A 24,799-nucleotide genomic window follows, 5' to 3' on the forward strand; every position below is an offset into this window, starting at 1 on the left:
GTAAGAAAAATAATCTTTTTCTTGATTTCACTGCTTACGAATACCGTTTAGGGTAGCGTAAAAGGATGCTTAGCAGAGCTACTATTCCTAATATTATAGGGTAGTACAGATAGCCAATGATACTGATAGGGGATAATTTTGTCAGTTCGGCTGCTATCAGCATTTGTGCTCCATAAGGAATAAGGCCTTGTACGACGCATGAAAAAGTATCGAGAATACTGGCACTTTTTCGTTTGTCTACCCTGAATTGTTCGGCTATGTTGTTGGCTAGAGGTCCGACAGTAATAATGGCTATCGTATTGTTGGCTGTACAGAAATTGGCTAAGCTGACTAATGCGGCAATACTAAGTTCGGCTCCTCTCTTGTTGCTTACATGGCTAGTCAGATGATGCAGAATATAATCTACACCTCCGTTGAAGCGAATCAGCTCAAGCATGCCTCCTGCCATTAATGTAATGATGATAAGTTCTCCCATTCCGGTGATGCCTTCACCCATGGAAGCAAACCATCCGAAAAGGTCGAAGCTTCCATATATACAACCTATGATACCTGTTGAAAGTACTCCAAGGAGTAGGACCAGAGTTACATTCATACCGGCAATAGCTGTACCCAGGACGATGAGGTAGGGGATAACTTTGCCCCATTCTATCGCATGTATTTCACTTGCTGACTCTACTTGCGTACCATATATGATATAATAGATAAATACAAGCAGGGCAGCAGGAACGGCAATCAGGAAATTTACCCGAAACTTGTCGCGCATTACGCAACCTTGTGTACGTGTTGCGGCTATCGTAGTATCGGAAATAAAAGAAAGATTATCACCGAAAAAAGCTCCTCCTATGACGAGAGCTGTCATGAACGGCAGACTTACATCTGTCTTCATGGCAATACCCGCCGCAACCGGCGTAAGGGCCACGATTGTTCCCACCGATGTACCGATAGACAATGATATGAAACAGGAAGCCAGAAAAATTCCTGCCAGCAGCAGATTGTCAGGCAGTAGTAGAAGCGTCAGATTTACGGTTGCATCTATGGCTCCCATGGCTTTGGCCGACTGGGCAAAGGCTCCGGCCAGAATAAATATCCAGAGCATCAGCATGATATTTTTGTTTGCTGCTCCTGATGAATATTGAAGTATGCGGTCGTTGAGGCTTAATCCTTTTGTCGTTGCCACGGCGTAGACAGAGGCTACCAGAAATGCTACGGTGATAGGTACTTTGTAGAAATCGTTGACAATAAGTGAAGTCACCAGATAAAGACAAAGAAATACCACTAAAGGCATCAGTGCCCAGCCGTTGGGCTTGTTGATAATGGGAGTCAGTTTGTTTAAGTCCATAAAAATTGATGTATCTACCTTAAATTATATAAAGGAATCTCTGAAAATTGTATGGTGTGTTCTCAGAGATTCCTTGCTGTGTTCCTTAGTGCCTGATGACATTTTTATTTTATTATTCAGGCTTCGGGAAGAAAAATGTTGTTATTATAAAGTTACCCCAGTCTTGAATATTGCAATTTCGCGGTAACCTTTCTTTTCATTGTTAACCCATTCTCCACTGGCTACTTTGATAACGTAGTCGATGAATCGTTTGCATGTAACAGTCATAGGTTCGTTTTCTACAATAACTCCGGCATTGAAGTCAATCCATCCCGGTTTGTGAGCTGTCAGACGAGAATTGGTAGAAATCTTCATGGTTGGTACGTAAGTACCGAACGGTGTACCGCGTCCGGTGGTAAACAATACCATGTGGCATCCGCAAGAAGCGAGAGCGGTAGCTGCAACCAGGTCATTTCCCGGAGCAGAAAGCAGATTCAATCCTTTTGTCTGCAAGCGTTCTCCGTAAGGCATTACTCCTGATACGTAACTCTTTCCACATTTCTGTGTGCAGCCCAATGCTTTTTCTTCGAGAGTAGAAATACCACCTGCCTTATTTCCCGGTGACGGATTTTCGCCCACTGGTTCTCCGTGTGAAAGGAAGTATTCCTTAAAGTCGTTGATAAGATGTACGGTCTTTTCGAACAGCTCCGGAGTCTTGCAGCGATTCATCAGGATTGTTTCTGCTCCAAACATTTCAGGAACTTCAGTCAGTACGGATGTTCCTCCTTGTGCGATGAGGAAGTCTGAGAACATTCCCAGCAACGGATTGGCTGTAATACCTGAGAAGCCGTCTGAGCCACCACACTTTAATCCGACACGCAGTTCTGACAGTGGAATGTCGGTGCGTACATCCTGTTTGCATTTTGCATATAAGTCACGCAAAATTTTCATACCTTCCTCAAATTCATCGTCTACCTTTTGAGCTACCATAAACTTGATTCTGTCTTCGTCGTACTCACCGATAAATTCACGGAAAATGTCAGGCTGGTTGTTTTCGCATCCCAAACCTACGACCAATACAGCTCCGGCATTGGGATGGAGTACCATGTCGCGCAGGATTTTCTTCGTGTTTTCATGGTCGTCTCCCAACTGAGAGCATCCGTAATTATGAGGGAAAGCCATGATGGCATCGATTCCTTCTTCTTTTGTTTCACGGCGAAGAGCTTCTGCAAGCTGATTCACGATACCGTTTACGCAGCCCACTGTCGGGATGATCCAGATTTCATTACGGATACCTACATCTCCGTTTTTACGACGATATCCTTTGAATGTAAGATTTTCCTGCGGAATATCCAATGAAACCTCAACCGGATTGTACGTATAGTCCAGCAATCCGGCAAGGTTGGTTTTTATTTCTTTCTCGCAAATCCAGCTTCCCTGAGGTACATGTTTGATGGCATGTCCGATAGGATAACCGTATTTTACAATATTGTCACCTTCATTGAAATCTTGCAGTGTTACTTTGTGTCCGGCTGGAATATCTGTTTTTAAAGTAATCTCCTGTCCGTCAATCTGGATAGTTTCTCCAGCTTTCAGGGGAGTGATAGCGACAGCAACGTTGTCTGCCGGGTTAATTTTTAGATAAGTTGTTTCCATAAATTATATGTTAGTTATTGTTCCTGTTTGCATCCAGGTAGAAATCTATATTCTCTATTGTCAGCAGGTTGATTGGCATATAGTTGCATTCTTTTACTTTTTTCTTTAAGATAAGATGATTGCATAAACTTTCTACGCTGCTGTATCCCTGTAGAGTAGGTTGCTGTGCGATAAGGAAGTCTATCACGCCTTCGCGCAGACAGGCTACATTTCTGGTCAGTAAATCGTAACCTATTAAGTGGAAATCGTGTCTTTTGTGTCTCAATATATATTCTCCAATGATATAGGCTTTCGAGTTGAATGTGATTCCATATGATATACCTGGATGCTTTTGGAAGAAATCATCCAGTATGGCCTCGTCTTCTCCTGGCTGTTTGGCATATAGATTCAATTCCCACATCTTCAAATCAGGATGGTGTTCTTTCATATATGCATAAAATCCTTCCTCACGGTGTAACTGCTGGTTTGAACCTAATCTGCCTTCGTTTATTTGCCGGAAAATAATCAGTTCTTTGCTGTCTTGCATCAGCATTTTTACCATGCGTGCAGCGAAATACCCACTTTGTTTAGCGTGTTGTCCGTAAAAAGCCAGTGGATTCAGATGAGGTATATTCGAATCTATAAATATATAAGGTATATTTAATATCTGAAGCTTGCTTACAATTTGGGTTGTTTCCGTTTCAATTGTCGGAGATAGAATCAAGCCGTCTGGGTTCATTGCCAGCAGGCGGTTGCCGGCGGATACGAAAGAACCGAATTCGTATTGGTCGTAATAATCAATATGTAATGAAATATTAAAATCGGAAAAAGCCTTCATAGCCTGATACATGCCATTTTCTACATCCACCCAATAGTCGCCTTTTGCATGGAGAGGCAATAAACAGGCAAAAATATATTTTTTATTCGACGCCAGTGCGCTGGCATACATGTTGGGTTGGTAGTCAAGCTGCTTAAGGATGTTTTCTACCTTCTTGCGACTTGCTTCCGAAACGCCGGTTCGCCCGTGAAGAACTCTGTCTACTGTCCCGACTGACACTTCCGCCATCTGGGCTATATCTTTTATACGAATACGTTCTACTTGTTTATCCATATCTATATACCTTATTTATATAGGAGGTCTTTCTTAATTGATGAAGAAAAAATTTTTCGATACAAATATATAACTTTTTTTGTTATTTAAAAAATAACTCGTACCTTTGTGTGCGTACACAAAGAGGATATTGTTTATTTAATCTATGAAGACGCGAACATGTGATATCCACTTTGACGGTAAGATTATCAAACTTATTATAAATAGTATAAAATTTATCTACAATGGGAAAAATTGTTACTTTAGGTGAGATCATGTTGAGATTGTCAACTCCGGGAAATACCCGTTTCGTGCAGTCTGATAACTTTGATGTTGTATACGGTGGTGGTGAAGCAAATGTTGCTGTTAGCTGCGCCAATTACGGCCACGATGCATACTTCGTAACAAAGCTGCCGAAGCATGAAATCGGTCAATCAGCAGTAAACGCTTTACGTAAGTATGGTGTTAAGACAGATTTTATTGCTCGTGGTGGTGATCGTGTAGGTATTTATTATTTGGAAACAGGTGCTTCTATGCGTCCTAGCAAGGTTATTTATGACCGTGCTCACTCGGCTATCGCAGAAGCTGATCCGTGTGATTTCGATTTTGATGCTATCATGGAAGGAGCTGACTGGTTCCACTGGTCTGGTATTACTCCAGCCATCTCTGATAAGGCTGCTGAACTTACTAAACTGGCTTGTGAGGCTGCAAAACGCCATGGAGTAACAGTTTCTGTAGACTTGAACTTCCGTAAGAAACTTTGGACAAAAGAAAAAGCTCAGTCTATTATGCGCCCATTGATGCAATATGTAGATGTATGTATCGGTAATGAAGAAGATGCTGAACTTTGTCTTGGCTTTAAACCTGATGCAGACGTTGAAGGTGGTAAAACTGATGCTGAAGGCTACAAAGGTATCTTTACAGCAATGGCTAAGGAATTCGGATTCAAATATGTTATTTCTACATTGCGTGAATCGTTCTCCGCTACTCACAATGGCTGGAAAGCTATGATTTACAACGGTGAAGAATTCTATACTTCTAAGCGTTACGATATCAATCCGATTATTGACCGTGTAGGTGGTGGTGATTCATTCTCTGGTGGTATTATTCACGGATTGTTGACTAAACCTAACCAGGGTGAAGCTTTGGAATTCGCTGTAGCTGCTTCTGCTTTGAAGCATACTATCAATGGTGACTTCAACTTGGTTTCTGTTGAAGAAGTTGAAGCTTTGGCAGGTGGTGATGCTAGCGGACGTGTTCAGAGATAATTTATTCAGTTAAGGAAATATTAGGTTATAAATAAAATGGCAAAATTTGACAAAATCGCGGTGTTGAACAAGATTGGTTCAACAGGTATGGTTCCTGTATTTTATCATAAGGATGCAGAAATCGCAAAAAAAGTAGTTAAGGCTTGTTATGACGGTGGTGTTCGTGCTTTCGAATTTACAAACCGTGGTGACTTTGCTCACGAAGTATTTGCTGAAGTTGTAAAATTTGCAGCAAAAGAATGTCCGGAAATGGCAATGGGAGTAGGTTCTGTTGTTGATCCTGCTACTGCTGCTTTGTACATTCAGCTGGGAGCTAACTTTGTAGTTGGTCCATTGTTCAACCCCGAAATTGCAAAAGTATGTAACCGTCGCCTTGTAGCTTATACTCCGGGTTGCGGAAGCGTATCAGAAGTTGGTTTCGCTCAGGAACTGGGATGTGATTTGTGTAAAATCTTCCCGGGTGATGTTCTTGGTCCGAAGCTGGTAAAAGGTATGCTTGCTCCGATGCCATGGTCTAAGCTGATGGTTACAGGTGGAGTAGAACCTACTCAGGAAAATCTGACTTCTTGGATTAAGGCAGGTGTATTCTGTGTGGGAATGGGTTCTAAATTGTTCCCTAAAGATAAAGTTGCTGCAGAAGACTGGGCTTACGTTACAGAAAAATGTAAGGAAGCTTTAGGATATATTGCAGAAGCTCGTAAGTAATAAAGAACTAAAAGTTCATTTTGTTTAAAGGTGTATAAAGTGAGAAGCATCGCGAAGTGTGAGCGCATACTTTGCGATGCTTTCTCATTTTTTTATGTCTTGTTTTGATAATTAAAGTAATCTTCTTTTTTCAGTAAATGATAACTTTTTTATAGAAAGAGGGTAAGAAGCGGTATCGTTAAAACTGATAGCAGTGTTGTTATAAATGTACCTTGTGCCATGATAGTTTCTCCTTTTTCATATTGTATACAAAATAATGTTCCATAAGAAGCAACGGGCATGGCTGCCAGTATTACATTTATATTGGCAATGGTTGGTTCGACATGGTATAGCCGTGATAGGTATAAAATGAAAAGAGGAATTGCGAACAGGCGTAAGATTGCTGTTATATAGATATTGGACGTACCTAACATTCGGCGGATAGGTATCTGTGCTATGGAAGAGCCAATGATAAGCAGAGCAGAAGGAACGGTCATATTTCCAAGTAAAGTAAGCGGCGTACTGATAACTTTGGGAGGAATCCATCCGGTAGCTACGATCAGGATGGAAAGATACGAGGCTATCATGGCAGGACAATATAATGTATCCCATTTAAATTTCATTTTCCCTTGATCACCCGAAATAAAAAGTGTACCGAAAACAAATATCAGCAAGGTGCTGGGAAAATTAAGAATGCTGGCGTAGAATACAGCATTAGCTCCGAAAATAGAGGCTACAATAGGGTAGCCGATAAATCCTACATTCCCAAAGGCCAGCATAAAACTATAGATACCTCGGTCGGTTGCCTTTATGGGAAGATAGTGTGGCAGCAGAAAGCCGGCGCCTATCAGGATTACATAAGTAGCAAATCCGACAATAAGTAAAGGTATTATAAAATGCTTGTCGGGAAGAGTGTCGCCCATTACCGATGAAAGTATCAGACAGGGACATGCTACATTGATGACAAAAACAGATAATTTGCGGTCGAAATCCGCATCCATCATTTTTTTCTTGCTTATGATATATCCGACGACCACCAGTATGAAGAGGATAATCATTTGCGTTACGATTGCGTTCATATGCTTGTTTGTTTTTTGTGTTTATCTGGTTCTGTGAGAAACCAGGCAAAGTTAAGTATTATTTCTACTCATTGTTTCGCCTGTTTTCTTTTGTTGCTGAAAATAAATTTGGATGAAACCGGAGTAGGACTGTAATCTTGTTTATGTGAATATTAGTTTAAAAAGTTTTCCATATATCTAATTTTCTTATAAATTTGCAACCTAATTTTAGGGCAGATATGTCCTGGTGATAAAAAGAAGCAAGATAAAAACAACATAATTATGAGCAAAAAATTTACTGAGTATTCGCAGCTCAACCTTTCTGAGGTGAACAAGGAAGTGCTGAAGAAATGGGATGAAAATGATGTTTTCTCCCGCAGTATGACAGAACGTGAGGGACATCCGTCTTTCGTATTTTACGAAGGTCCTCCCTCGGCAAATGGTATGCCGGGTATTCACCACGTGATGGCTCGTACCATTAAGGATACATTCTGTCGCTTCAAAACGATGAAAGGTTTTCAGGTTAAGCGTAAGGCTGGCTGGGATACCCACGGCTTGCCGGTAGAACTGGGCGTAGAAAAAGCTTTGGGCATTACGAAAGAGGATATCGGTAAAACCATTTCTGTGGCAGAATATAATAAACACTGCCGTACAGATGTCATGAAGTTTACAAAAGAATGGACTGACCTGACTCATAAGATGGGATACTGGGTGGACCTCGAAAATCCATATATTACTTACGATAACCGTTATATCGAAACATTGTGGTGGCTGCTCAAACAGCTTTATGGCAAAGGATTGTTGTATAAAGGCTATACCATTCAGCCATATTCACCTGCCGCAGGTACAGGCTTGAGCTCTCACGAGCTGAATCAGCCGGGATGTTATCGTGATGTGAAGGATCTGACTGTAGTAGGTCAGTTCAAGATGAAAAATCCAAAGCCTGAGATGGCAGAGTGGGGCACACCTTATTTCATCGCATGGACAACTACTCCGTGGACATTGCCTTCGAATACAGCTCTGTGTGTGGGTCCGAAGATTGATTATGTAGCTGTACAGACTTACAATGCATATAATGGAGAGAAGATAACCGTAGTGCTTGCAAAGCCGCTGCTTTATGCTCATTTCAATAAAAAAGCAGAAGGCATGGCGCTGGAAGATTATAAACCTGGCGACAAGCTGATTCCTTTCAAAGTAGTAGGTGAGTATAAAGGAACAGATCTGGTCGGCATGGAATATGAACAGCTTATTCCGTGGGTGAAACCAGTTGAAACAGCGGAAGACGGAAGTTGGAAAGAAGCTTCTGACAAGGCTTTCCGCGTAATTCCGGGTGACTATGTAACTACCGAAGACGGTACTGGTATCGTACATATTGCTCCTACTTTTGGTGCAGACGACGCTAATGTAGCTCGTGCAGCAGGTATTCCTTCGCTGTTTATGATTAACAAGAAGGGTGAAACACGCCCAATGGTTGATCTGACCGGTAAGTTCTATCTGATGGATGAACTGGACGAAACATTTGTAAACGAATGTATCGATGTAGAAAAATACAAGGAATATCAGGGACGCTGGGTGAAGAATGCATACGATCCTCAGTTTACTGTGGATGGCAAGTATGATGAAAAAGCTGCTCAGGCTGCTGAATCATTAGATGTATATATTTGCATGATGCTGAAACAATCTGGACTTGCATTCAAGATGGAGAAGCATGTGCACAATTACCCACACTGCTGGCGTACTGATAAGCCGGTGCTTTATTATCCACTCGACAGCTGGTTTATCCGTTCTACTGCAGCCAAAGACCGCATGATAGAATTAAACAAAACTATCAACTGGAAACCGGAATCTACTGGAACAGGACGTTTCGGTAAATGGCTGGAAAACTTGAATGACTGGAACTTGAGCCGTTCTCGTTATTGGGGAACTCCGCTTCCTATCTGGCGCAGTGAAGAAGGAGAAGAACTTTGTATTGGTTCGGTAGAAGAACTCTACAATGAAATCGAAAAATCTGTTGCTGCCGGATTTATGGCAGAGAATCCTTATAAGAAACTTGGTTTCGTTCCGGGTGAGTATAGTAAGGAAAACTATGATAAGATTGATTTGCATCGTCCGTATGTAGATGACATCGTATTGGTTTCTGCCAGTGGCAAGCCGATGAAGCGTGAAAGCGATTTGATAGACGTTTGGTTCGATTCAGGTGCAATGCCTTATGCTCAGTTGCATTATCCGTTCGAAAACAAGGAAATCGTTGATAACCGTTCTTATTATCCTGCCGACTTTATCGCTGAAGGTGTGGACCAAACTCGTGGATGGTTCTTTACTCTGCATGCTATCGCTACGATGGTATTCGACAGCGTGGCTTACAAGAATGTAATCTCTAATGGTCTTGTGCTCGATAAGAATGGAAACAAGATGTCCAAACGTTTGGGTAATGCTGTCGATCCGTTCGGTGCTATCGAAAAATTCGGTTCAGATCCGTTGCGTTGGTATATGATAACCAACTCATCACCATGGGATAACTTGAAATTCGATACAGATGGAGTAGACGAAGTGCGTCGTAAGTTCTTTGGTACATTGTATAATACATATTCGTTCTTTGCATTGTATGCAAATGTTGACGGATTTACATATGCAGAAGCTGATGTTCCGGTTGTTGAACGTCCAGAAATCGATCGTTGGATATTGTCTTTACTCAATTCTTTGATTAAGGATGTAGATGCTTGCTATAACGATTACGAACCGACTAAGGCTGGCCGTTTGATTACTGACTTCGTAAACGACAATTTGAGTAACTGGTATGTTCGTTTGAACCGTAAACGTTTCTGGGGAAGCAGTATGTCGGCTGACAAGCTTTCTGCTTACCAGACTCTTTATACCTGTCTGGAAACTGTTGCCAAATTGATGGCGCCGATTGCTCCGTTCTATGCAGACCGTTTGTATATGGACTTAATTAGTGTGACAGGACGTGATAATGTCGTTTCTGTACACCTTGCTAACTTCCCGGTTGCAGACGAGAGCCTGATTAATACAGAACTTGAGGCACGTATGCAGATGGCACAAGATGTAACATCTATGGTATTGGCTTTGCGTCGTAAAGTGAATATCAAGGTTCGTCAGCCGCTGCAATGTATTATGATCCCGGTAGTTGATGAAGATCAGAAGCGTCATATCGAAGCTGTGAAGGATCTTATCATGAGCGAGGTGAACGTGAAAGAAGTTCGCTTTGTGGAAGGTGCTTCAGGAGTATTGGTGAAGAAGGTAAAATGTGACTTCAAGAAACTTGGTCCGAAATTTGGTAAACAGATGAAAGCTGTGGCAGCTGCTGTTTCTGAAATGAGTCAGGAGGCTATTGCTGAACTTGAAAAGAACGGTAAGTATACATTCCAGCTCGATGGTGGAGAAGCAGTTGTAGAAGCTACTGATGTAGAAATATTCAGTGAAGATATACCAGGTTGGTTGGTTGCCAATGAAGGTAAGCTGACTGTGGCTTTGGAAGTAACTGTTACAGAAGAGTTGAAGCGTGAAGGTATTGCCCGTGAACTGGTGAACAGAATTCAGAATATACGTAAAAGTAGTGGTTTTGAAATAACTGATAAGATAAATATTGTCTTATCTAAAAATCCTGACACGGATGGTGCTGTAAACGAATATAATACTTATATTTGTAACCAAGTATTGGCAAATTCACTGACACTGGCTGATGAAGTTGCTGATGGAACAGAACTGAATTTCGATGACTTCTCACTTTATGTGAAAGTTACAAAATTGTGATATTGAACTAATAAGAATGTAATGCGCTACGCTACTTGCTAAAGAAAATTCTTTTTCGGAAGTGACAAGCGCAGCGGATTACATATCTTAGACTATTATTAACTTTTAAATACTTAATCTTATGGCTGAAAAAACGAGATACTCTGACGCTGAACTCGAGGAGTTCCGTGCCATTATCATGGAAAAACTTCAGCTCGCAGAACGCGACTATGAAAAACTGAAGAGCAGTATAATGAATACCGACGGTAATGATACTGATGATACATCACCTACTTACAAGGTTTTGGAAGAAGGAGCCAATACATTATCGAAGGAAGAAACAACTCGTCTGGCTGCTCGCCAACTGAAGTTTATTCAAAACCTGCGTGCAGCTTTGGTGCGCATTGAGAACAAAACTTACGGTATCTGTCGTGAAACAGGAAAACTTATTCCGGCAGAAAGACTCCGTGCTGTACCTCATGCTACACTAAGTATCGAAGCAAAGCAGCAGGGCAAGAAATAATTTGATGATAGATTTGTCATTCAGACAGGTAAAATGAGTGGAGAGAGACCATATTATGCCTGTCTGAGTGACAAATATGTTAATGTATATAGGTATTTATGAAGAAATTTTTGACACAAGGACGCCTGGCGGCTTTGATAGTTTTTGCGGTTTTGCTGATTGATCAGGTAATAAAGATATGGATAAAAACTCATATGTATCTGCATGAGAATATCCATGTAACTGACTGGTTTTATATATACTTTACGGAAAACAACGGAATGGCTTTCGGCATGGAAGTACTGCCGAAATTGTTTCTTACTTTATTCCGTATCGTGGCTGTCGTATTAATTACCTGGTATCTGCATAAAATTACGACTCAGAAGGAGAAGCTGAAAACCGGTTACGTCGTGTGTCTGGCATTTATTCTTGCAGGGGCAATAGGTAATATCATCGACTGTGTTTGTTATGGTGAAATATTCAGTGAGAGCACTCATTATCAGATTGCGTCATGGGTTCCTGTAGGGCAAGGTTACGCCGACTGGCTTCATGGCAGAGTGGTGGATATGTTTTACTTCCCTATCATTGATACTCACTGGCCGAAATGGATGCCTTTCTGGGGAGGAGAACGTTTCATATTCTTTAGCCCGATCTTTAATTTTGCCGATGCAGCAATTAGTTGTGGCATTATCAGCTTGCTTATTTTTTATAGCAGTTATCTGAGCAATGGTACTCATCCTAAAGACTCCAAAGAAATAAAACAATGAAAAAACAAGCTAGTTGGTTGTTAGTTGCTGCTTTTCTGTCAGGTATGGCAGGTTGTGGCAAGAAGATTCCGGAAGATATTATCCAGCCGGATGCAATGGAAAGTCTGCTGTACGATTATCATTTAGCTTCTACGATGAGTAGCTCTGTTTCGTATACGGAAAACTACAAAAAAGACGCTTATTTTAAGTATGTTTTTCAGAAGCATCATGTGACGGAAGAGGAGTTTGACTCGTCTATGGTGTGGTATACTCGTAATAGTGACCAGCTGGCAACGATTTATCAAAACCTGCAAAAGCGTTTTGAAAATGAAGAGAAACATATGAAGGTGCAGGTAGCTAAACGTGATAACCAGATTGATGTTTCTATGTCGGGAGATACAGTAGATGTATGGCAAGACCGGACATTATATTGGCTTTCTGCTTCAGTTCTGACAAATAAACTGATGTTTGATTTGAAAGCTGACACAACCTTCAAGCCGCACGATGCAATGGAGCTGACTGCTGATTTTCATTTTATGCCGGAAAATGGACGTCCTTCTGGAAAAGCTGTAATGGCATTGAACTTTTACTTTGACAATGATAGTGTGCAAGGGCTGACTCGTATAGTATCTAGTTCAGGTAAACAGCGTTTGTATGTCCGCGCCGATTCTGCTTTCACCATTCGTAGTATCAGTGGGTTTGTATATTACACAGATGAGAAAAATCCTAAGAGTAGTGTGCTGATTGACGATATTCATCTGACCCGTTATCATAATATGGAGAAAGAACAAGAGCTGGTTGCCGATACTATTCAAAAAGTTGACCTTCCGGATACAGAGAGCAAGAAGGTAAGACTTCAGGAGAAAGCAATCATGCAGCCCATGAGAAAAATTGAAAATCGGAAATGAAACGTTTTGCTACGCACAGAGTATATAGCTTGCTTACAGCCGAAATAAAATCTTCCCAAGTTTTAGAGCTTGAAGAAGATGGAAGAGTAAGCAAGCTTTATCCGTTTACGGAAGAAATCTCTGCTACCGAATGGCTTCCCGGATTGGTCGTACTTTCTCCTTGTCCGATATGGAAAAATCCGGAAGAGAATTTTTCTGAATTCAAAATGCGTATAAGCAAAATTCCTGTTTGTGAAGCTGCTCTCCGTGCATACTGGATATATCCGTTTAATGTTTCTTTAATGGAATTTGCCGGAAATAGTCGTATTACGTTATTAAAGTGAGGATGACCACGCAGTTCTTCTCCTGAATTCAGCGCAGACAATGGCAGTAGCTACTGCAACATTCAATGATTCACTTGTTTCACATCCTTGCGGGTAATTGGGAATGAGTATGCGGTGAGTAACCATTTCTGCTATTTGTTTGCTTATGCCATTGCCTTCATTCCCCATGATGATAATTCCATTGGCAGGTAATTCTTGGGTATATATATTTTCTCCATCAAGAAATGTTCCAAAAATAGGGGTATTCTTTTGAGAAGCACTTTTTAAAAAATCAGGTAAATTGCAATAATGCAATTTGACACGTGCTATTGCTCCCATTGTAGCTTGTATGGTTTTAGGATTGTATACATCAGCAGTTCCGGAAGAACAGAAGATATGCTCTATTCCAAACCAGTCGGCAATGCGGATGATTGTTCCTAAATTTCCGGGATCTTGTACATCATCTAAGGCCAAACATAAAGATTGTTCTGTTACGTTTGCATCGAATTCGTAATGAGGTTGCTCGAAAACGGCAAGAACTTCCTGCGGGGTTTTTAGCAGACTGGCTCGTGAAAGTTCTTCATGAGTAACTTCTATTATTTCGGCTGCTTGCAGATGGGGATGACTTTGCAGCCATTCTTTGGTAGCAACCAGCAACTGGCATGAAAAGTGGTTGATTAAATCGTTTACTAACTTGTTCCCTTCTGCCAGAAAGGCATGTTCTTCTTTCCGGTTCTTTTTTAATTCCAGCGAACGGATATATTTAATTTTATTTTTACTTAGCATGGGTATTTGTGTATAAAATAACAAATATTCACTGACAAAGCTAAGAAGATATTTTTAATTATTGCCTATCTTTGCATATAATTCTGCATATATCGCCTTGTTTTGAGATGAAGAAAACGACTCTTTTACATATCTATATTTGTTTTACGCTTATTGTCCTGCTACTGCCAGGCTGTTCTGTCAATAAATTTATTCCAGAAGGAGGATATTTATTGGATGACGTAAAAATAGAGTCGGATAATAAAGAGATAAAATCATCTCAGATGAATCAGTACGTACGTCAGTCGCCTAATGCTAAATGGTTCAGTTTATTCAGATTCCCTTTATATATTTATAGTGCTTCGGGCATGGACTCTACAAAATGGATAAACCGTTTTTGGCGTAAACTGGGAGATGCGCCTGTAATATACAGTAAAGATGCGGCTCAAGAAACACAGCAGGAAATAGAAAAAGCTGTGCGTAATATGGGATATATGGGAGCGGTTGTCGACTTGAAGGAAGAAGCGAAGGGCAAACGTATGAAGGTTTCCTATGATATTCACTCGGGATCACCGTATATCATAAATAATATAGCTTATGATATTGCAGATAGTAAGATACGTAGTTATTTGGAAGCAGATTCAGCACAGACATTACTGCACGAAGGAATGCGGTTCGATGTAAATGTACTGGATGAGGAAAGACAACGTATAACCCAATATTTGCAGAACAGGGGATATTATCGTTTTAATAAGGATTTTATCACATTTCAGGCAGATACGATGCTGAATACCCATAAAGTTGACCTTACAATGGAGCTGGCCTCATTTCAAATTCGTAAGGAAGATATGCCGGAAGAACACCGCCAGTATCGGATACGGAATGTCAATTATATATTGGATGCGGATTTTACTGTACCTTCTGCACAAGCACTCCAAAGTTTTGATTCTGTGCGTTCGGGAGATGTCAGTTTGTTTTATAAAGACAAGCTGTTTCTGCGTCCGAAAGTAATTTCTGATTATAACTTTCTGATACCCGGAAACTTGTATAGAAGCAGGAGTGTACAAAATACTTACTCTGCGCTGTCCCGTTTGTCTATCTTGAAGTATTCGAATATTCGTTTCAACGAAGTGATAGAAAATGATTCAGCATACCTGGATGCTTATATCACATTGTCAAGAAATAAAAATAAATCATTGTCTTTCGAAATAGAAGGAACAAACTCTGCTGGTGATTTGGGAGCAGCAGCGTCGGCTTCATATACGCATCGTAACCTGTTTAAAGGTTCTGAGACTTTTACAATTAAATTGAGGGGAGCATATGAAGCTGTGAGTGGACTGGAAGGATATACTAGCAGTAACTATATGGAATACGGTGTGGAGAGCAGTTTGAATTTCCCTGAATTTATGTTCCCGTTTCTGTCTTCCGACTTTAAAAAACGTATTAAAGCGACTTCAGAGGTCAGTATAAAATATAATTGGCAGATTCGTCCGGAATTTGAGCGTACTTTAGCTTCTGCTGCCTGGAGCTATCGTTGGACACGGAGAGGAAAGGCTAATCATCGTTTTGACTTGCTGGATATAAATTATATTTATATGCCCTATACCTCACCTACATTCGACGATTATCTGGATCGTATGGATGAGGTTAATCCATTGCTGAGACATAGTTACGAAGATTTGTTCATTGTGCGCTTGGGATATACTTATACTTATAATAGTGCTGGAGGAAATACGATGACTACGGCAAACCGTAATTCGTATTCTGTGCGCTTTAATATAGAAGAAGCTGGTAATTTGTTGTATGCCTTTTCGCGTTTGATAAATAAAAAACCACGATACGGCGAAGCATATCAGTTGGCTAATATAGATTTTGCACAGTACGTGAAGGCTGACATAGATTATGCAAAAAACTTCGTTATCGATGAGCGCAATTCGCTGGTATTTCATGCCGGATTAGGAGTTGCGGTTCCTTATGGGAATTCTAAGAGTTTACCTTTCGAAAAGTTATATTTTTCCGGAGGTGCTAATAGTGTACGTGGCTGGCGGGTACGTTCTTTAGGACCAGGTTCTTATCGTGGGGATGGAAACACGATAGATTATGTCAACCATACGGGAGATATTAAGTTGGACCTGAATTTGGAGTACCGGACATTTTTATTCTGGAAGTTGAATGGAGCAGCGTTTATTGATGCCGGAAACGTTTGGAATATACGGAATCAGGGAATACAGTCGGAAGGAGTATTCAAGTTTAATCGTTTTTATAAGCAACTTGCCGTATCTTATGGATTGGGAATACGTTTCGATCTGGACTTCTTGATTTTACGTTTCGATGGAGGTATGAAGGCTGTCAATCCGATGTATACTGGTCGTGACCGTTACCCCATTATATCTCCTGACTTCAAACGCGATTTTGCATTTCATTTTGCTGTGGGATATCCGTTTTAATCATTATCATATGGAAGAAAGAAAAATTTATAAGAAAGAAGAACTGAAAGCCTTGAAAGATTGGTTTGCTAATCAAGATTTACCTCAAGGTTTACAAGTAGATAAAGCAACTAATATACCTAATCTGAAAGAAACAGTAGCACGTTTATTCGATCAGGCTGAAGCTTGTTTTGAAAATCCTAAAATGCAGGGATGCCTGATTCTACTGGAAAATATTAAGGCAAAACTTGAAAGCTGAAAAGGAGAGTACAAGTCTATCTAAGTTTAGTTCAATAAAGAGGAACTCTCAATTTGAACCTGACTGTTCTGTCTACAATAAAATGGCCCTGTCATTACTAGGAAGTTTACATCTTAGGTATAAAACATTCAGGATGTACTCCAATGAAAGATGACAGGGCTATTTTATTACACGTATGATTTATTGTATTTAAGAGCGGGTTAATTTATTCAGATTTTACTTCATCGTCATTTTCCGGTATTGGAATATATGCAGGCTTGGGCTGGGGAATACTGAAGTCGGCATCAGCAAAAAGTTCGGCCAGACCGGATATTTGTTTCAGTCGGAGCAATTCATCTCGATCCATTCCGATGTTTTTCATAATCCATTGATCCGACATTCCTGCTTTGTCCAGTTCGGCAACAATGTGTGACATGAGTTCGATGTTATGAGTTCCACGTGCACGATTATGGCGAATAGTAGATCCCATGCGGTTTGACAAATCTTTATCGATCACAACGACAGGAAGCAGGCCTTTTTCTCGTTCATAAATACGTTTGGAGGTTTTTAGTACCGTAAATCGGTGGAATCCATCAACTAAAATATATTTGTCTGCTTCTTTGTCATAATAACAAACGCACGGCATGGTAAATCCATCTTCCCAAATGGATATTTCCAGCAGTTTCATTTCTGGAGGAGCTACCACATTGGGATTATAATCATTTGCTACTACTTTTTCTACTGGTACAGCTTTTACATTATAAACAGGACTTTTATATTCATTTTCGTTATCACTCATCGCCAAATATTTTTGTAGTTTTCCATAATCTTATTTTTTTTGCTGATCTCTTCCTTTGTAGGAGAGAAGCCCATGTATTTGCAGGCATGGTCATTTCGGAGAATGCAGATACACATGCGTTTGTATGTGGGAATTTCTCTGAATTCAGGAATGTCTATATCTTCCTGGTATTCCATTTTTACAGGATGTTTATGTGTACGGTAGTTGCTTTTGTCTACTATTTCTATAGGAACTTTAGCATCTATCAGTTTTTGTATGACATCGTCACTCAGGCATCCTCCCTTTGTTCGCCAGAATTTAATGCTGACGTTTAAACGCCGGAGATAGCCGTTGCGTGTCTTTTCAGGAAGTGTGGATAGTAAAAAGTACATAAATGATTTCCATGTATATCCCTCTGGCAGTTTTATTTTTTGCCTTGCCGTGGCATGTGTGCTTCCATAAATAGCCGAAAAGTTTACCCCATTTACGCGTCCTATCATTTTTCCCCATGTATCGGGATCAATGGCTCTGTAAAGAGCAAGACTTTCGATAGCCTCACTGATAAACGGGCTGGCTACCCGTTGCCGTTCTAAACTGACTCCTGCCTTGTAATAGAGGTCGTACAAAGGGTTATAGTCCCATTTGAATTTACCGTTTGCTGTCCATACATCTGTCGTTTTCCAATCGTATATAGGATAGGCATTGTAAATATCATTTCCTATTTTTGAGGTCCAGATATACTTATGATACAGAATGTTCTTAGGAACTTGGAATATACATCGCCAGCGACTGAAGCTTTCCTGTGTCCGTATACCCACCAGACAGCAAGTACGTGTAGCTTTTTTCTTTTTATGCAGCCATTGTGCGAAGTAAAGCTGAAAATCGTAGTCCCATGTGTCTGGTTTCAACTCGGGGAAATCTTTTATTGTTATAGCACCTTCAGGCATCTGGCGAACCCAGAGATCTTTCTTTTCTTCATCCCACGGACGCCAGAAAGACTGATACATTGATGTTGAGGTTGCGACACGAAACGGAAGACAGATGCGATATACGTCAAGTAAATCCTTATTCTTTTCTAGAATGCTGTCTACAAAATCGATAGTCATTTTGTATTGAACCTCATAATCCATATGGAATACACCTATTTTCCGCTTAAGGTTATTGCGGCGGATATAGTCAATACATAAGTTCAGCAATACTCCACTGTCTTTGCCTCCAGAAAAAGACACATAGATATTATCAAATTCGTTGAATATTACTCGTAGACGCTCCTGGGTTAATTCGTAGACATTTTTTTGTTCCTGAACTGTCGCTTCCATTATGCCTTCTGCATTTTTATGTATAGTTTCCAACTCTTTGTTATTTCAAATCCTTTCTGTACGAACAAGTCCTGATGAGGAGTTTGCACCACAGCCGATAAAGGCTGTGTGCTCTCTTCCTCGTCTGTAAGGACTGTATTTAGCAGTGTATCCAGAATATAGTCGTGGGTTTCTGCTTCAGCGTAGTAGTTGTTGATGATATGTTCGTTTTTACGCATTTCTAATGGAATAAATCCCATTACTTTTTGCTTCTCTATTGCAATATACCATACATAGTGTTCTTCGGTTTTAAACGGATATCCGTTGTTGTATTGCAGGACTTTCGGATTCATAACCAAAGGGCCTACCAGCCGGTATAGTTGTCTGTCGGTTCCTTGTAGTTTCAGTATCTGCATCATAAATTGCTTTTTCTTTTTCGTACCTAGCAAAGGTATTAAAAAAAGAGAACATTTACAATTTCTGATCTGAGATCAGCCGGGCTATGCGGGTTTTGCTTTGAGCCCCTTTAGTGAGCAGATATACGTGTTTATATGCGTCACGGTTCAGTTCCGTAGGTGAACCGTTAATCAGAATAATGTTTCGGTCGTTTGCAAATTTTAGGATTCCGTTTACATTATTAGGATGTAGCTTTCCGATCTCATCCATCATGCAATGTAATTTGAAGTCCTTAAACTTCTGCGAAGCACTTTCTTTGAATACATTCAGCAGCATGATATTAATCATTGCTTTTACCAGGATATCTGTTCCTTCCGAACCCACATTCGACAACTTTTCGACAAAACCGGTGTCGTTGTTGTTTTCTATGATGCGGAAACGTAATTCAAACGAATCGTATAGACGGATCTTGTCATACCGGTAAGCGTGCATTTCTTTGATGAAATCACGCAATAAAGCGATAGCTTCCTGTTTCACCAATTGTTCGTTTTCGCTGGAAAACAAGTTTGTGCCCGGAGTAAGGTCGTAAGCATGTTCATTGTAATATTTCTGTATGGCTCTCAAAGCATTTACCACTCGGTTGCTGCTTTCTTCTACCTTCATTTCAATACGTTGGATTACTCCTACGAAATTGCATGTCTGGAATCCTTTGTTTACCTTGCTTATCAGATCCTGTATATCACTTTCCGAGGCCGTAAGCATGGAAGTATCCATGCTGATACGTTTGAAGATGTCCGAATGCTCGTTGTTGATGCGACGCACGAATTCGTTGATTTTATTTTCTTCTACAAAGTCGTGTAATTCATCGGCAAAACGTATATATTCCCAATCTTCATTGAATTTCGTTTTGAACTTAAACGTATTGTCCTCGTCAAAATGTCCGGTAAAGAGATTTACTTCTTTGCGCAGGCGACTCTGAAGCTGCATGTACTGGTTTTCCATGCGTCCCAGTTCATCAATCAGTTCGATACATCCTTTTTGAACGGCTATTTCAGTTTCCGTACCATTTTCAGAACGGAAAATATCCTGATGAGGCTTGTACCAGTCGTATGCAGGAATTTTTTCGTACGCATCCAGGTTGCCGGATAAGCTGCGTACATTTTCCTCTGCTTCATGCAGTGATTTATTCAGCTTGTCTATTTCACTTTGCAGGGCTCCTGTTTCTTTATGTAAAGATTCTTTCTCGTTGTTTAATAAACGTTTTTGCTCGTCATATTCACGTTGCCATGTCGGAATTTGGTCAATCAAATCGCGTTTATCCTTCTGATACTCGATGATGAGTGCAGCATGGTCTTTTATAAACAGAAGTTCCTGTTCGATATTCTGCAATTGTTCTGCAATGTTTTGCAGACGTTCTGTATCGGCTCCCTGTGTGTGGAGCTCCTTTTGCATGTCGTTTTCGTATTCAGCCTTTACAGAAGCTATCCGTTGCTGTTCCTCTTTATCTTCCTTGCGTATGTTGTCTGCCTGTGCACTTTTTTCGTTGTTCAGATTTTGCAACAGTTTGTTCCATTCTTGCTTTAAATTGTTCAGCTTGTCCGATTTCTCTTTGTTTAGATTATTCAGCTTGCTTTCTGTCTGTTGCAATTCATTATGAGCCTGCATTTTTTGCTCTTCCAGTTCGTGAAGTTTGCGGTTTCTTTCTGCTTCGGCCTTTTTCTTCCAGTTTTCCAGATCGAGCATATCCTGTTGATATTGTCGTTCCAGTTTTTCCAGTTCATATTCTTGTAGAGCGATGATATCTTTTTGCTCTTTTATTTTCGGCTGATATTTACTTTTCAGCGTTTCTTCCAGCTCTTCTTTTTCACTCTGCAATCGGATTGTTTCTGCTGCTATTTCTTCCAGACGACAAGTGCCGGCTTCTTTCTCTTTCTGATAATCGTTGATGGATTTAATATGTCGGTTTATTCCAGCCAGATCAATTGAAATTCCGTAGAAAGACTCGCCTGCATCTTGCAATTGGGGTGACAAACCTGTCTGCCAGAGGATAGACTCATCGCAAAGCTTACCGATGTTTTCCTCCCATCCTGGTTTGTTATCCTTGAGCCATCCCTGTAATGTATTGCGGCTGTTTTGTAAAAACGTTTCCAGTTCGTCAACACGTGGCTTCAGCTGCTGCTGTTCCAGTTGCAGTCTGGTTAGTGCATCATCTTTTTCTTTTGTTCCGTGCTGCAATTCTTCTTCCCACTTCAGCGTAATCTCCTTGATGATGAGTTGTGCGTTGTTGATGCGGTTCTTTTTACTCATATGCATGCCGGTATACGACTGTATGCGATGCTTCAGTTCTTCTTGTTCTGTTTCGAAGAACATCTCTTTCCGGCAAAGCTGCATCTGATAATCAATAGCTGTCAGCACACTCTGTTTTTCACTCTTCTCAGGGTGAAGTTGCTGTGAGAGTTGTTCGTATTCCTGATATAATGCTTCGGTAGAAGCTTCGTGGCGAAGACGTCCTTCCTCAATGCGTGCATTATATGTGCTGTTCAACTCATCCAGTTGCCTGAGTTTTGCTTCATGAATTTTATTCCATTGTTCATCAAGGCTCTGTATAAGCGACTTATATTTTGTTGAGATCTCTGTATATTGGGAAGTGAGAATACGCTGTTCTTCCAGTAATCCGTCGCGGCGGTTTTTCCATTCTTCTTTTCGTGAAGAACGCTCCATTACCTGCTCAATTTGTTGGCGAGCATAATCTTTTTCCTTCTTTTGTGCCTTTTGCAGCTCATTGTTTAGTACAGCAAGTGTTTCCTGCAATTTGTCACAGCGATGGCGTGACTGCTCTTGCAGTTCTTGTCGGCGAGTAATCAACTTGTTGCGCTCACTTTCCGCATGTTGTTTTTTTTCTTGCCATTGTGGAAGTGCTTCCTTAGCCTTGATAAAGGCAGAAACCAGTTCGCGGCAACCTTGGGCCAGTGCTGTCTGCTGTTTCGAAACCTGTGCCGACAATAATGTTATTTCTTTAGCCTGCTTTTGTGTTTCGCGTTTTTGGAATTCTTCGATGTCACGTAGACGGACTTCAAAATTTTTCAGATGCTCCTTGTAGTTATTCAGATCGACTGCAGTTTCATCTTCGTTGATGGATGAAATAATTGTCTTTTTGATGAATTCAGCATCCAGCTTAGAGTTAAGCAAGACATTCTGGATTGTACGAGGAATATTCTGATACTGCTTACTTTCCATAAGCGAATATTTCTTCATATCAGATGAAACGCCATTGCCATAAAGAATATTCCGGTATTCATCGAAAGTGTAAATAATACGTGAGTAGTCTACGTTCTGCAAATCGAGCTGCATACGTACCCGGTCGGCTCCGGTATAGGCAATACGGGTTTCCGGATCGATAAAAAACTCTTTCCGGTAAGGAGAGTCAATAAAACGGTAGCTTACTCGGTTCATCGACTTGAAACTGAGGATACAGAAAGCTCCGTTCTCAGTAGCTACTTCATAGATGATATACGAATTGGCGTAGGGGAAATAATACTCCGTATAGCTCTGTTTTTCAACTGGGATTCCCAACTTTTGTGTATCTGCATTGTAAAAAAAGAGGATAGAGCGAAGTACGGTACTTTTTCCTACTCCCTGTGTACCGATAAAGTGTACATTCCCATCCAAATAGATATCATCGGCATAAGGAATATTTGCACTATTTATAAATATAATTCTATTCAGGTTTCTCATCGTCTTGGCTGTCATCGTAAATGTTAATACTTTCAATCAGGCGTTCCAGATAATTCCAGGAACTCATTACTTTATATGTATTGTTCTTCTCGTTTTCCAGTTCCAGAAAAGAGTCACGGGTAAGCTGCCGTATCATATTATCGAGCACCTCTTTGCGTACATCTTTATCGGAGAAATGTTTACGTATCCCGTCCAGCTTGTTCTGCAACATGACGTTGATGTTGGCTTCCACCAATATCTGTTCCGGCTGAAAACGATAGCCCGGTCCGAAAGTTTCATCGTATGTTTTAAATAAGTCGAGGACATCAATCCAGTAATAGGCACGCAGAATCTTTTGTTCCAGTGTAACACGAGGTTCTGTACGAGAAAAATAAAAATATTCGTTTCCCCGCTCCAGTGTATAGCCTATCTGTGCAAAATAAATCGACAGAGCTTCGAAGTCATCGTCTATAATATCATATAAATCGCGTACGTCTTCATTTGTACTGTTTGAACTGATAAACAGACCTTTTTGCAAATAGTCGAAAATAGCCGCTGTATGATCGGGTATTCTTATTGTTAGTTCCATATAATCTATTGATTTTTTCTGATTGACTTTAGCATGTATTCCGAATGTTTACCGGAATGAACTAAAGTAAATATTTTTTGTTATGCGATCCTCCTTTATATCGGATAGATGCGAGCATATTCATAGTTTTTGTAAATACCAAATTCTTCACTGATACGGAACTGCGATTCGTATAGTGATACAATCTGGCAAAAGAGGGTAGTCCGTTCTTCCTCACTGACTTCTTGACGGAATGGATAGCGCATCAGGAAAGAGAACAGATCTTCTGGCTGTGCAGTGGCATCTTTCCACATTGCTTCAGTTTGTGCCTGAATATAGTTGCCGACCGTTTCTTCCAGACTTATTGTTTCCTGATACATTGACTGAGATGCCAGATCTTCATCGCTGAACGCACCAGCTTCGTTGCTTCGTATGGTTTCGCGATGCTGGAGGTTTTTCATTACTTTCAGAATGATCGGACGTGCCTCATCGGTATTCAAGTAATTTATGGAAAGCTTGAATGATGACGGTGCTGTTCCTTCCAAAAGAATGGAGTGCTCACGTTCCAGTACTTCGGCGAGATTACTTTTGGCACGCAGTTCAAATTGATCTTGCAAATATTTTACCCGGCGTATTTTTTCTACCAGTATCACTTGACTCTTAATCTGATTCAGGTAATTGATGATATCCTGCTGTGCCCGGATAAGACTATGCGCTGAAAGCTGTAATTCCCGGCGAAGTTCCAGCAAAATCCGGTTCAGCTCATCATCAGTTGCTTGTTGGAAGAATTGTCGTTCTTCGTGCAATATCAGATTTTCCGTCGTATCAATCAGCTGCTGGATATTGATTCGTTTTTTATCGAGGTTTTCCAGCTTGGCAATCTTTATCTGATAGGTAGGCTCATGTTTGAAAGCATTGTCGATGCTGGTCTGCAAATTCATGATATTACGTATCGTAGTACGAGCTATTTTCTGAAAAGTAATTTTGATATTTCTTACGTAACTAGCCTTACGCGTTGCGATACGTTCTTTGAGATAATAATCCATCAGTTCGTGAAGATACTCGATATTTTCATCTATCACGGCTGTATTGATTTCTTCATTAGCCTCAAGTAACAGTTCGAAAAAATCCATAAACCGTGCATCCAGCTCAACAAAGTTGCCGTTCTGATGAATTACTTCTTTTTCTATAAGTAGTTTCAGACGGTTTTCATCATCTTTCAGCAAAGCCAGTGCATCGGAGTATCTGAAGCTTAGTATTTTTCTTTTCTCGAACATTTCCGTCAGCAGCCCTCTTGCTGCGGCGACGGTGTTTATGATTTCGTGTATAGAACGGAATATGTACATAATATTATA

At 40.5% G+C, this 24,799-nt stretch carries 20 protein-coding genes; 9 read left to right on the plus strand and 11 right to left on the minus strand.

The genetic code is table 11. The features are described 5' to 3' along the window. Positions 1-34: 34 nt before the first annotated feature. The 3 genes from BACCOP_RS07470 to BACCOP_RS07480 form a co-directional block, all read right to left on the minus strand. Positions 35-1,339, minus strand: a complete 1,305-nt coding sequence (locus BACCOP_RS07470) for a Na+/H+ antiporter NhaC family protein (protein WP_007567856.1) — start codon at positions 1,337-1,339, stop codon at positions 35-37. A gap of 144 nt (positions 1,340-1,483) precedes the next feature. Continuing rightward, positions 1,484-2,974 carry a UxaA family hydrolase gene (locus tag BACCOP_RS07475; RefSeq protein WP_007567858.1) on the minus strand — a complete coding sequence of 497 codons (1,491 nt, stop codon included), beginning with the start codon at positions 2,972-2,974 and terminating at the stop codon, positions 1,484-1,486. A gap of 10 nt (positions 2,975-2,984) precedes the next feature. Continuing rightward, entirely contained in the window at positions 2,985-4,064 is a 1,080-nt protein-coding gene (locus tag BACCOP_RS07480; protein WP_007567859.1) for a LacI family DNA-binding transcriptional regulator, read from the minus strand. Positions 4,065-4,288: 224 nt separating this feature from the next. Here BACCOP_RS07480 and BACCOP_RS07485 point away from each other — a divergent pair, with 224 nt between their 5' ends. Together BACCOP_RS07485 and BACCOP_RS07490 are read left to right on the plus strand one after the other, a co-directional pair. Next, positions 4,289-5,311 carry a sugar kinase gene (locus tag BACCOP_RS07485; protein WP_007567861.1) on the plus strand — a complete coding sequence of 341 codons (1,023 nt, stop codon included), beginning with the start codon at positions 4,289-4,291 and terminating at the stop codon, positions 5,309-5,311. 36 nt (positions 5,312-5,347) lie between these two features. Further along, complete coding sequence (locus BACCOP_RS07490; protein WP_007567863.1) at positions 5,348-6,016, plus strand: bifunctional 4-hydroxy-2-oxoglutarate aldolase/2-dehydro-3-deoxy-phosphogluconate aldolase; 669 nt, start codon at positions 5,348-5,350, stop codon at positions 6,014-6,016. A gap of 149 nt (positions 6,017-6,165) precedes the next feature. Here the strand turns inward: BACCOP_RS07490 and BACCOP_RS07495 are convergent, their stop codons facing one another. Then, positions 6,166-7,074 carry an AEC family transporter gene (locus tag BACCOP_RS07495; RefSeq protein WP_007567864.1) on the minus strand — a complete coding sequence of 303 codons (909 nt, stop codon included), beginning with the start codon at positions 7,072-7,074 and terminating at the stop codon, positions 6,166-6,168. A gap of 261 nt (positions 7,075-7,335) precedes the next feature. On the opposite strand from BACCOP_RS07495, the gene ileS reads away from it, so the two are divergent. The 5 genes from ileS to BACCOP_RS07520 all read left to right on the plus strand — a co-directional run bounded on the left by ileS (position 7,336) and on the right by BACCOP_RS07520 (position 13,282). Further along, entirely contained in the window at positions 7,336-10,824 is a 3,489-nt protein-coding gene (gene ileS, locus BACCOP_RS07500; RefSeq protein ID WP_007567866.1) for an isoleucine--tRNA ligase, read from the plus strand. Positions 10,825-10,945: 121 nt separating this feature from the next. Continuing rightward, complete coding sequence (locus BACCOP_RS07505; protein ID WP_007561736.1) at positions 10,946-11,326, plus strand: TraR/DksA family transcriptional regulator; 381 nt, start codon at positions 10,946-10,948, stop codon at positions 11,324-11,326. Between the two features lie 98 nt (positions 11,327-11,424). Further along, the gene (locus BACCOP_RS07510; RefSeq protein WP_007567867.1) at positions 11,425-12,072 is read left to right on the plus strand and encodes a lipoprotein signal peptidase; all 648 of its coding nucleotides are present in this window, start codon (positions 11,425-11,427) and stop codon (positions 12,070-12,072) included. Next, a complete protein-coding gene (locus BACCOP_RS07515; protein WP_007567868.1) occupies positions 12,069-12,959 on the plus strand; it encodes a DUF4296 domain-containing protein in 891 nt (296 codons plus the stop codon). Before BACCOP_RS07510 ends, BACCOP_RS07515 begins: the two co-directional genes overlap by 4 nt. Continuing rightward, the gene (locus tag BACCOP_RS07520) at positions 12,956-13,282 is read left to right on the plus strand and encodes a hypothetical protein (protein ID WP_007567869.1); all 327 of its coding nucleotides are present in this window, start codon (positions 12,956-12,958) and stop codon (positions 13,280-13,282) included. The genes BACCOP_RS07515 and BACCOP_RS07520 overlap by 4 nt, the downstream gene beginning before the upstream one ends. Here BACCOP_RS07520 and BACCOP_RS07525 read toward each other — a convergent pair. Then, the gene (locus tag BACCOP_RS07525) at positions 13,274-14,047 is read right to left on the minus strand and encodes a TrmH family RNA methyltransferase (RefSeq protein WP_007567870.1); all 774 of its coding nucleotides are present in this window, start codon (positions 14,045-14,047) and stop codon (positions 13,274-13,276) included. The two genes, BACCOP_RS07520 and BACCOP_RS07525, sit on opposite strands and share 9 nt — an antisense overlap. Positions 14,048-14,154: 107 nt before the next feature. On the opposite strand from BACCOP_RS07525, the gene tamL reads away from it, so the two are divergent. Together tamL and BACCOP_RS07535 are read left to right on the plus strand one after the other, a co-directional pair. Then, the gene (gene tamL, locus BACCOP_RS07530) at positions 14,155-16,473 is read left to right on the plus strand and encodes a translocation and assembly module lipoprotein TamL (protein ID WP_007567871.1); all 2,319 of its coding nucleotides are present in this window, start codon (positions 14,155-14,157) and stop codon (positions 16,471-16,473) included. Positions 16,474-16,483: 10 nt separating this feature from the next. Beyond that, positions 16,484-16,711 carry a DUF6965 family protein gene (locus BACCOP_RS07535; RefSeq protein ID WP_007567872.1) on the plus strand — a complete coding sequence of 76 codons (228 nt, stop codon included), beginning with the start codon at positions 16,484-16,486 and terminating at the stop codon, positions 16,709-16,711. A gap of 205 nt (positions 16,712-16,916) precedes the next feature. Here the strand turns inward: BACCOP_RS07535 and BACCOP_RS07540 are convergent, their stop codons facing one another. The 6 genes from BACCOP_RS07540 to BACCOP_RS07565 all read right to left on the minus strand — a co-directional run bounded on the left by BACCOP_RS07540 (position 16,917) and on the right by BACCOP_RS07565 (position 24,790). Continuing rightward, positions 16,917-17,489 (minus strand): IbrB-like domain-containing protein, encoded by a 573-nt coding sequence (locus BACCOP_RS07540; RefSeq protein ID WP_007567874.1) that lies wholly within the window; start codon positions 17,487-17,489, stop codon positions 16,917-16,919. Beyond that, positions 17,486-18,787: a DUF3440 domain-containing protein gene (locus BACCOP_RS07545; protein ID WP_007567876.1), complete on the minus strand. Its 1,302-nt coding sequence runs from the start codon at positions 18,785-18,787 to the stop codon at positions 17,486-17,488. Before BACCOP_RS07545 ends, BACCOP_RS07540 begins: the two co-directional genes overlap by 4 nt. Continuing rightward, complete coding sequence (locus BACCOP_RS07550; protein WP_040311917.1) at positions 18,787-19,185, minus strand: hypothetical protein; 399 nt, start codon at positions 19,183-19,185, stop codon at positions 18,787-18,789. Before BACCOP_RS07550 ends, BACCOP_RS07545 begins: the two co-directional genes overlap by 1 nt. A 52-nt stretch (positions 19,186-19,237) precedes the next feature. Continuing rightward, the gene (locus tag BACCOP_RS07555; RefSeq protein WP_007567880.1) at positions 19,238-22,897 is read right to left on the minus strand and encodes an ATP-binding protein; all 3,660 of its coding nucleotides are present in this window, start codon (positions 22,895-22,897) and stop codon (positions 19,238-19,240) included. After that, positions 22,881-23,465, minus strand: coding sequence for a condensin complex protein MksE (locus tag BACCOP_RS07560; protein ID WP_007567882.1), 585 nt, complete (start codon positions 23,463-23,465; stop codon positions 22,881-22,883). The genes BACCOP_RS07555 and BACCOP_RS07560 overlap by 17 nt, the downstream gene beginning before the upstream one ends. A gap of 95 nt (positions 23,466-23,560) precedes the next feature. Then, the gene (locus BACCOP_RS07565; RefSeq protein ID WP_007567884.1) at positions 23,561-24,790 is read right to left on the minus strand and encodes a hypothetical protein; all 1,230 of its coding nucleotides are present in this window, start codon (positions 24,788-24,790) and stop codon (positions 23,561-23,563) included. Positions 24,791-24,799: the final 9 nt, after the last annotated feature.

The sequence above is a fragment of the Phocaeicola coprocola DSM 17136 genome, assembly GCF_000154845.1.
In the GTDB taxonomy this organism is placed as follows: domain Bacteria; phylum Bacteroidota; class Bacteroidia; order Bacteroidales; family Bacteroidaceae; genus Phocaeicola; species Phocaeicola coprocola.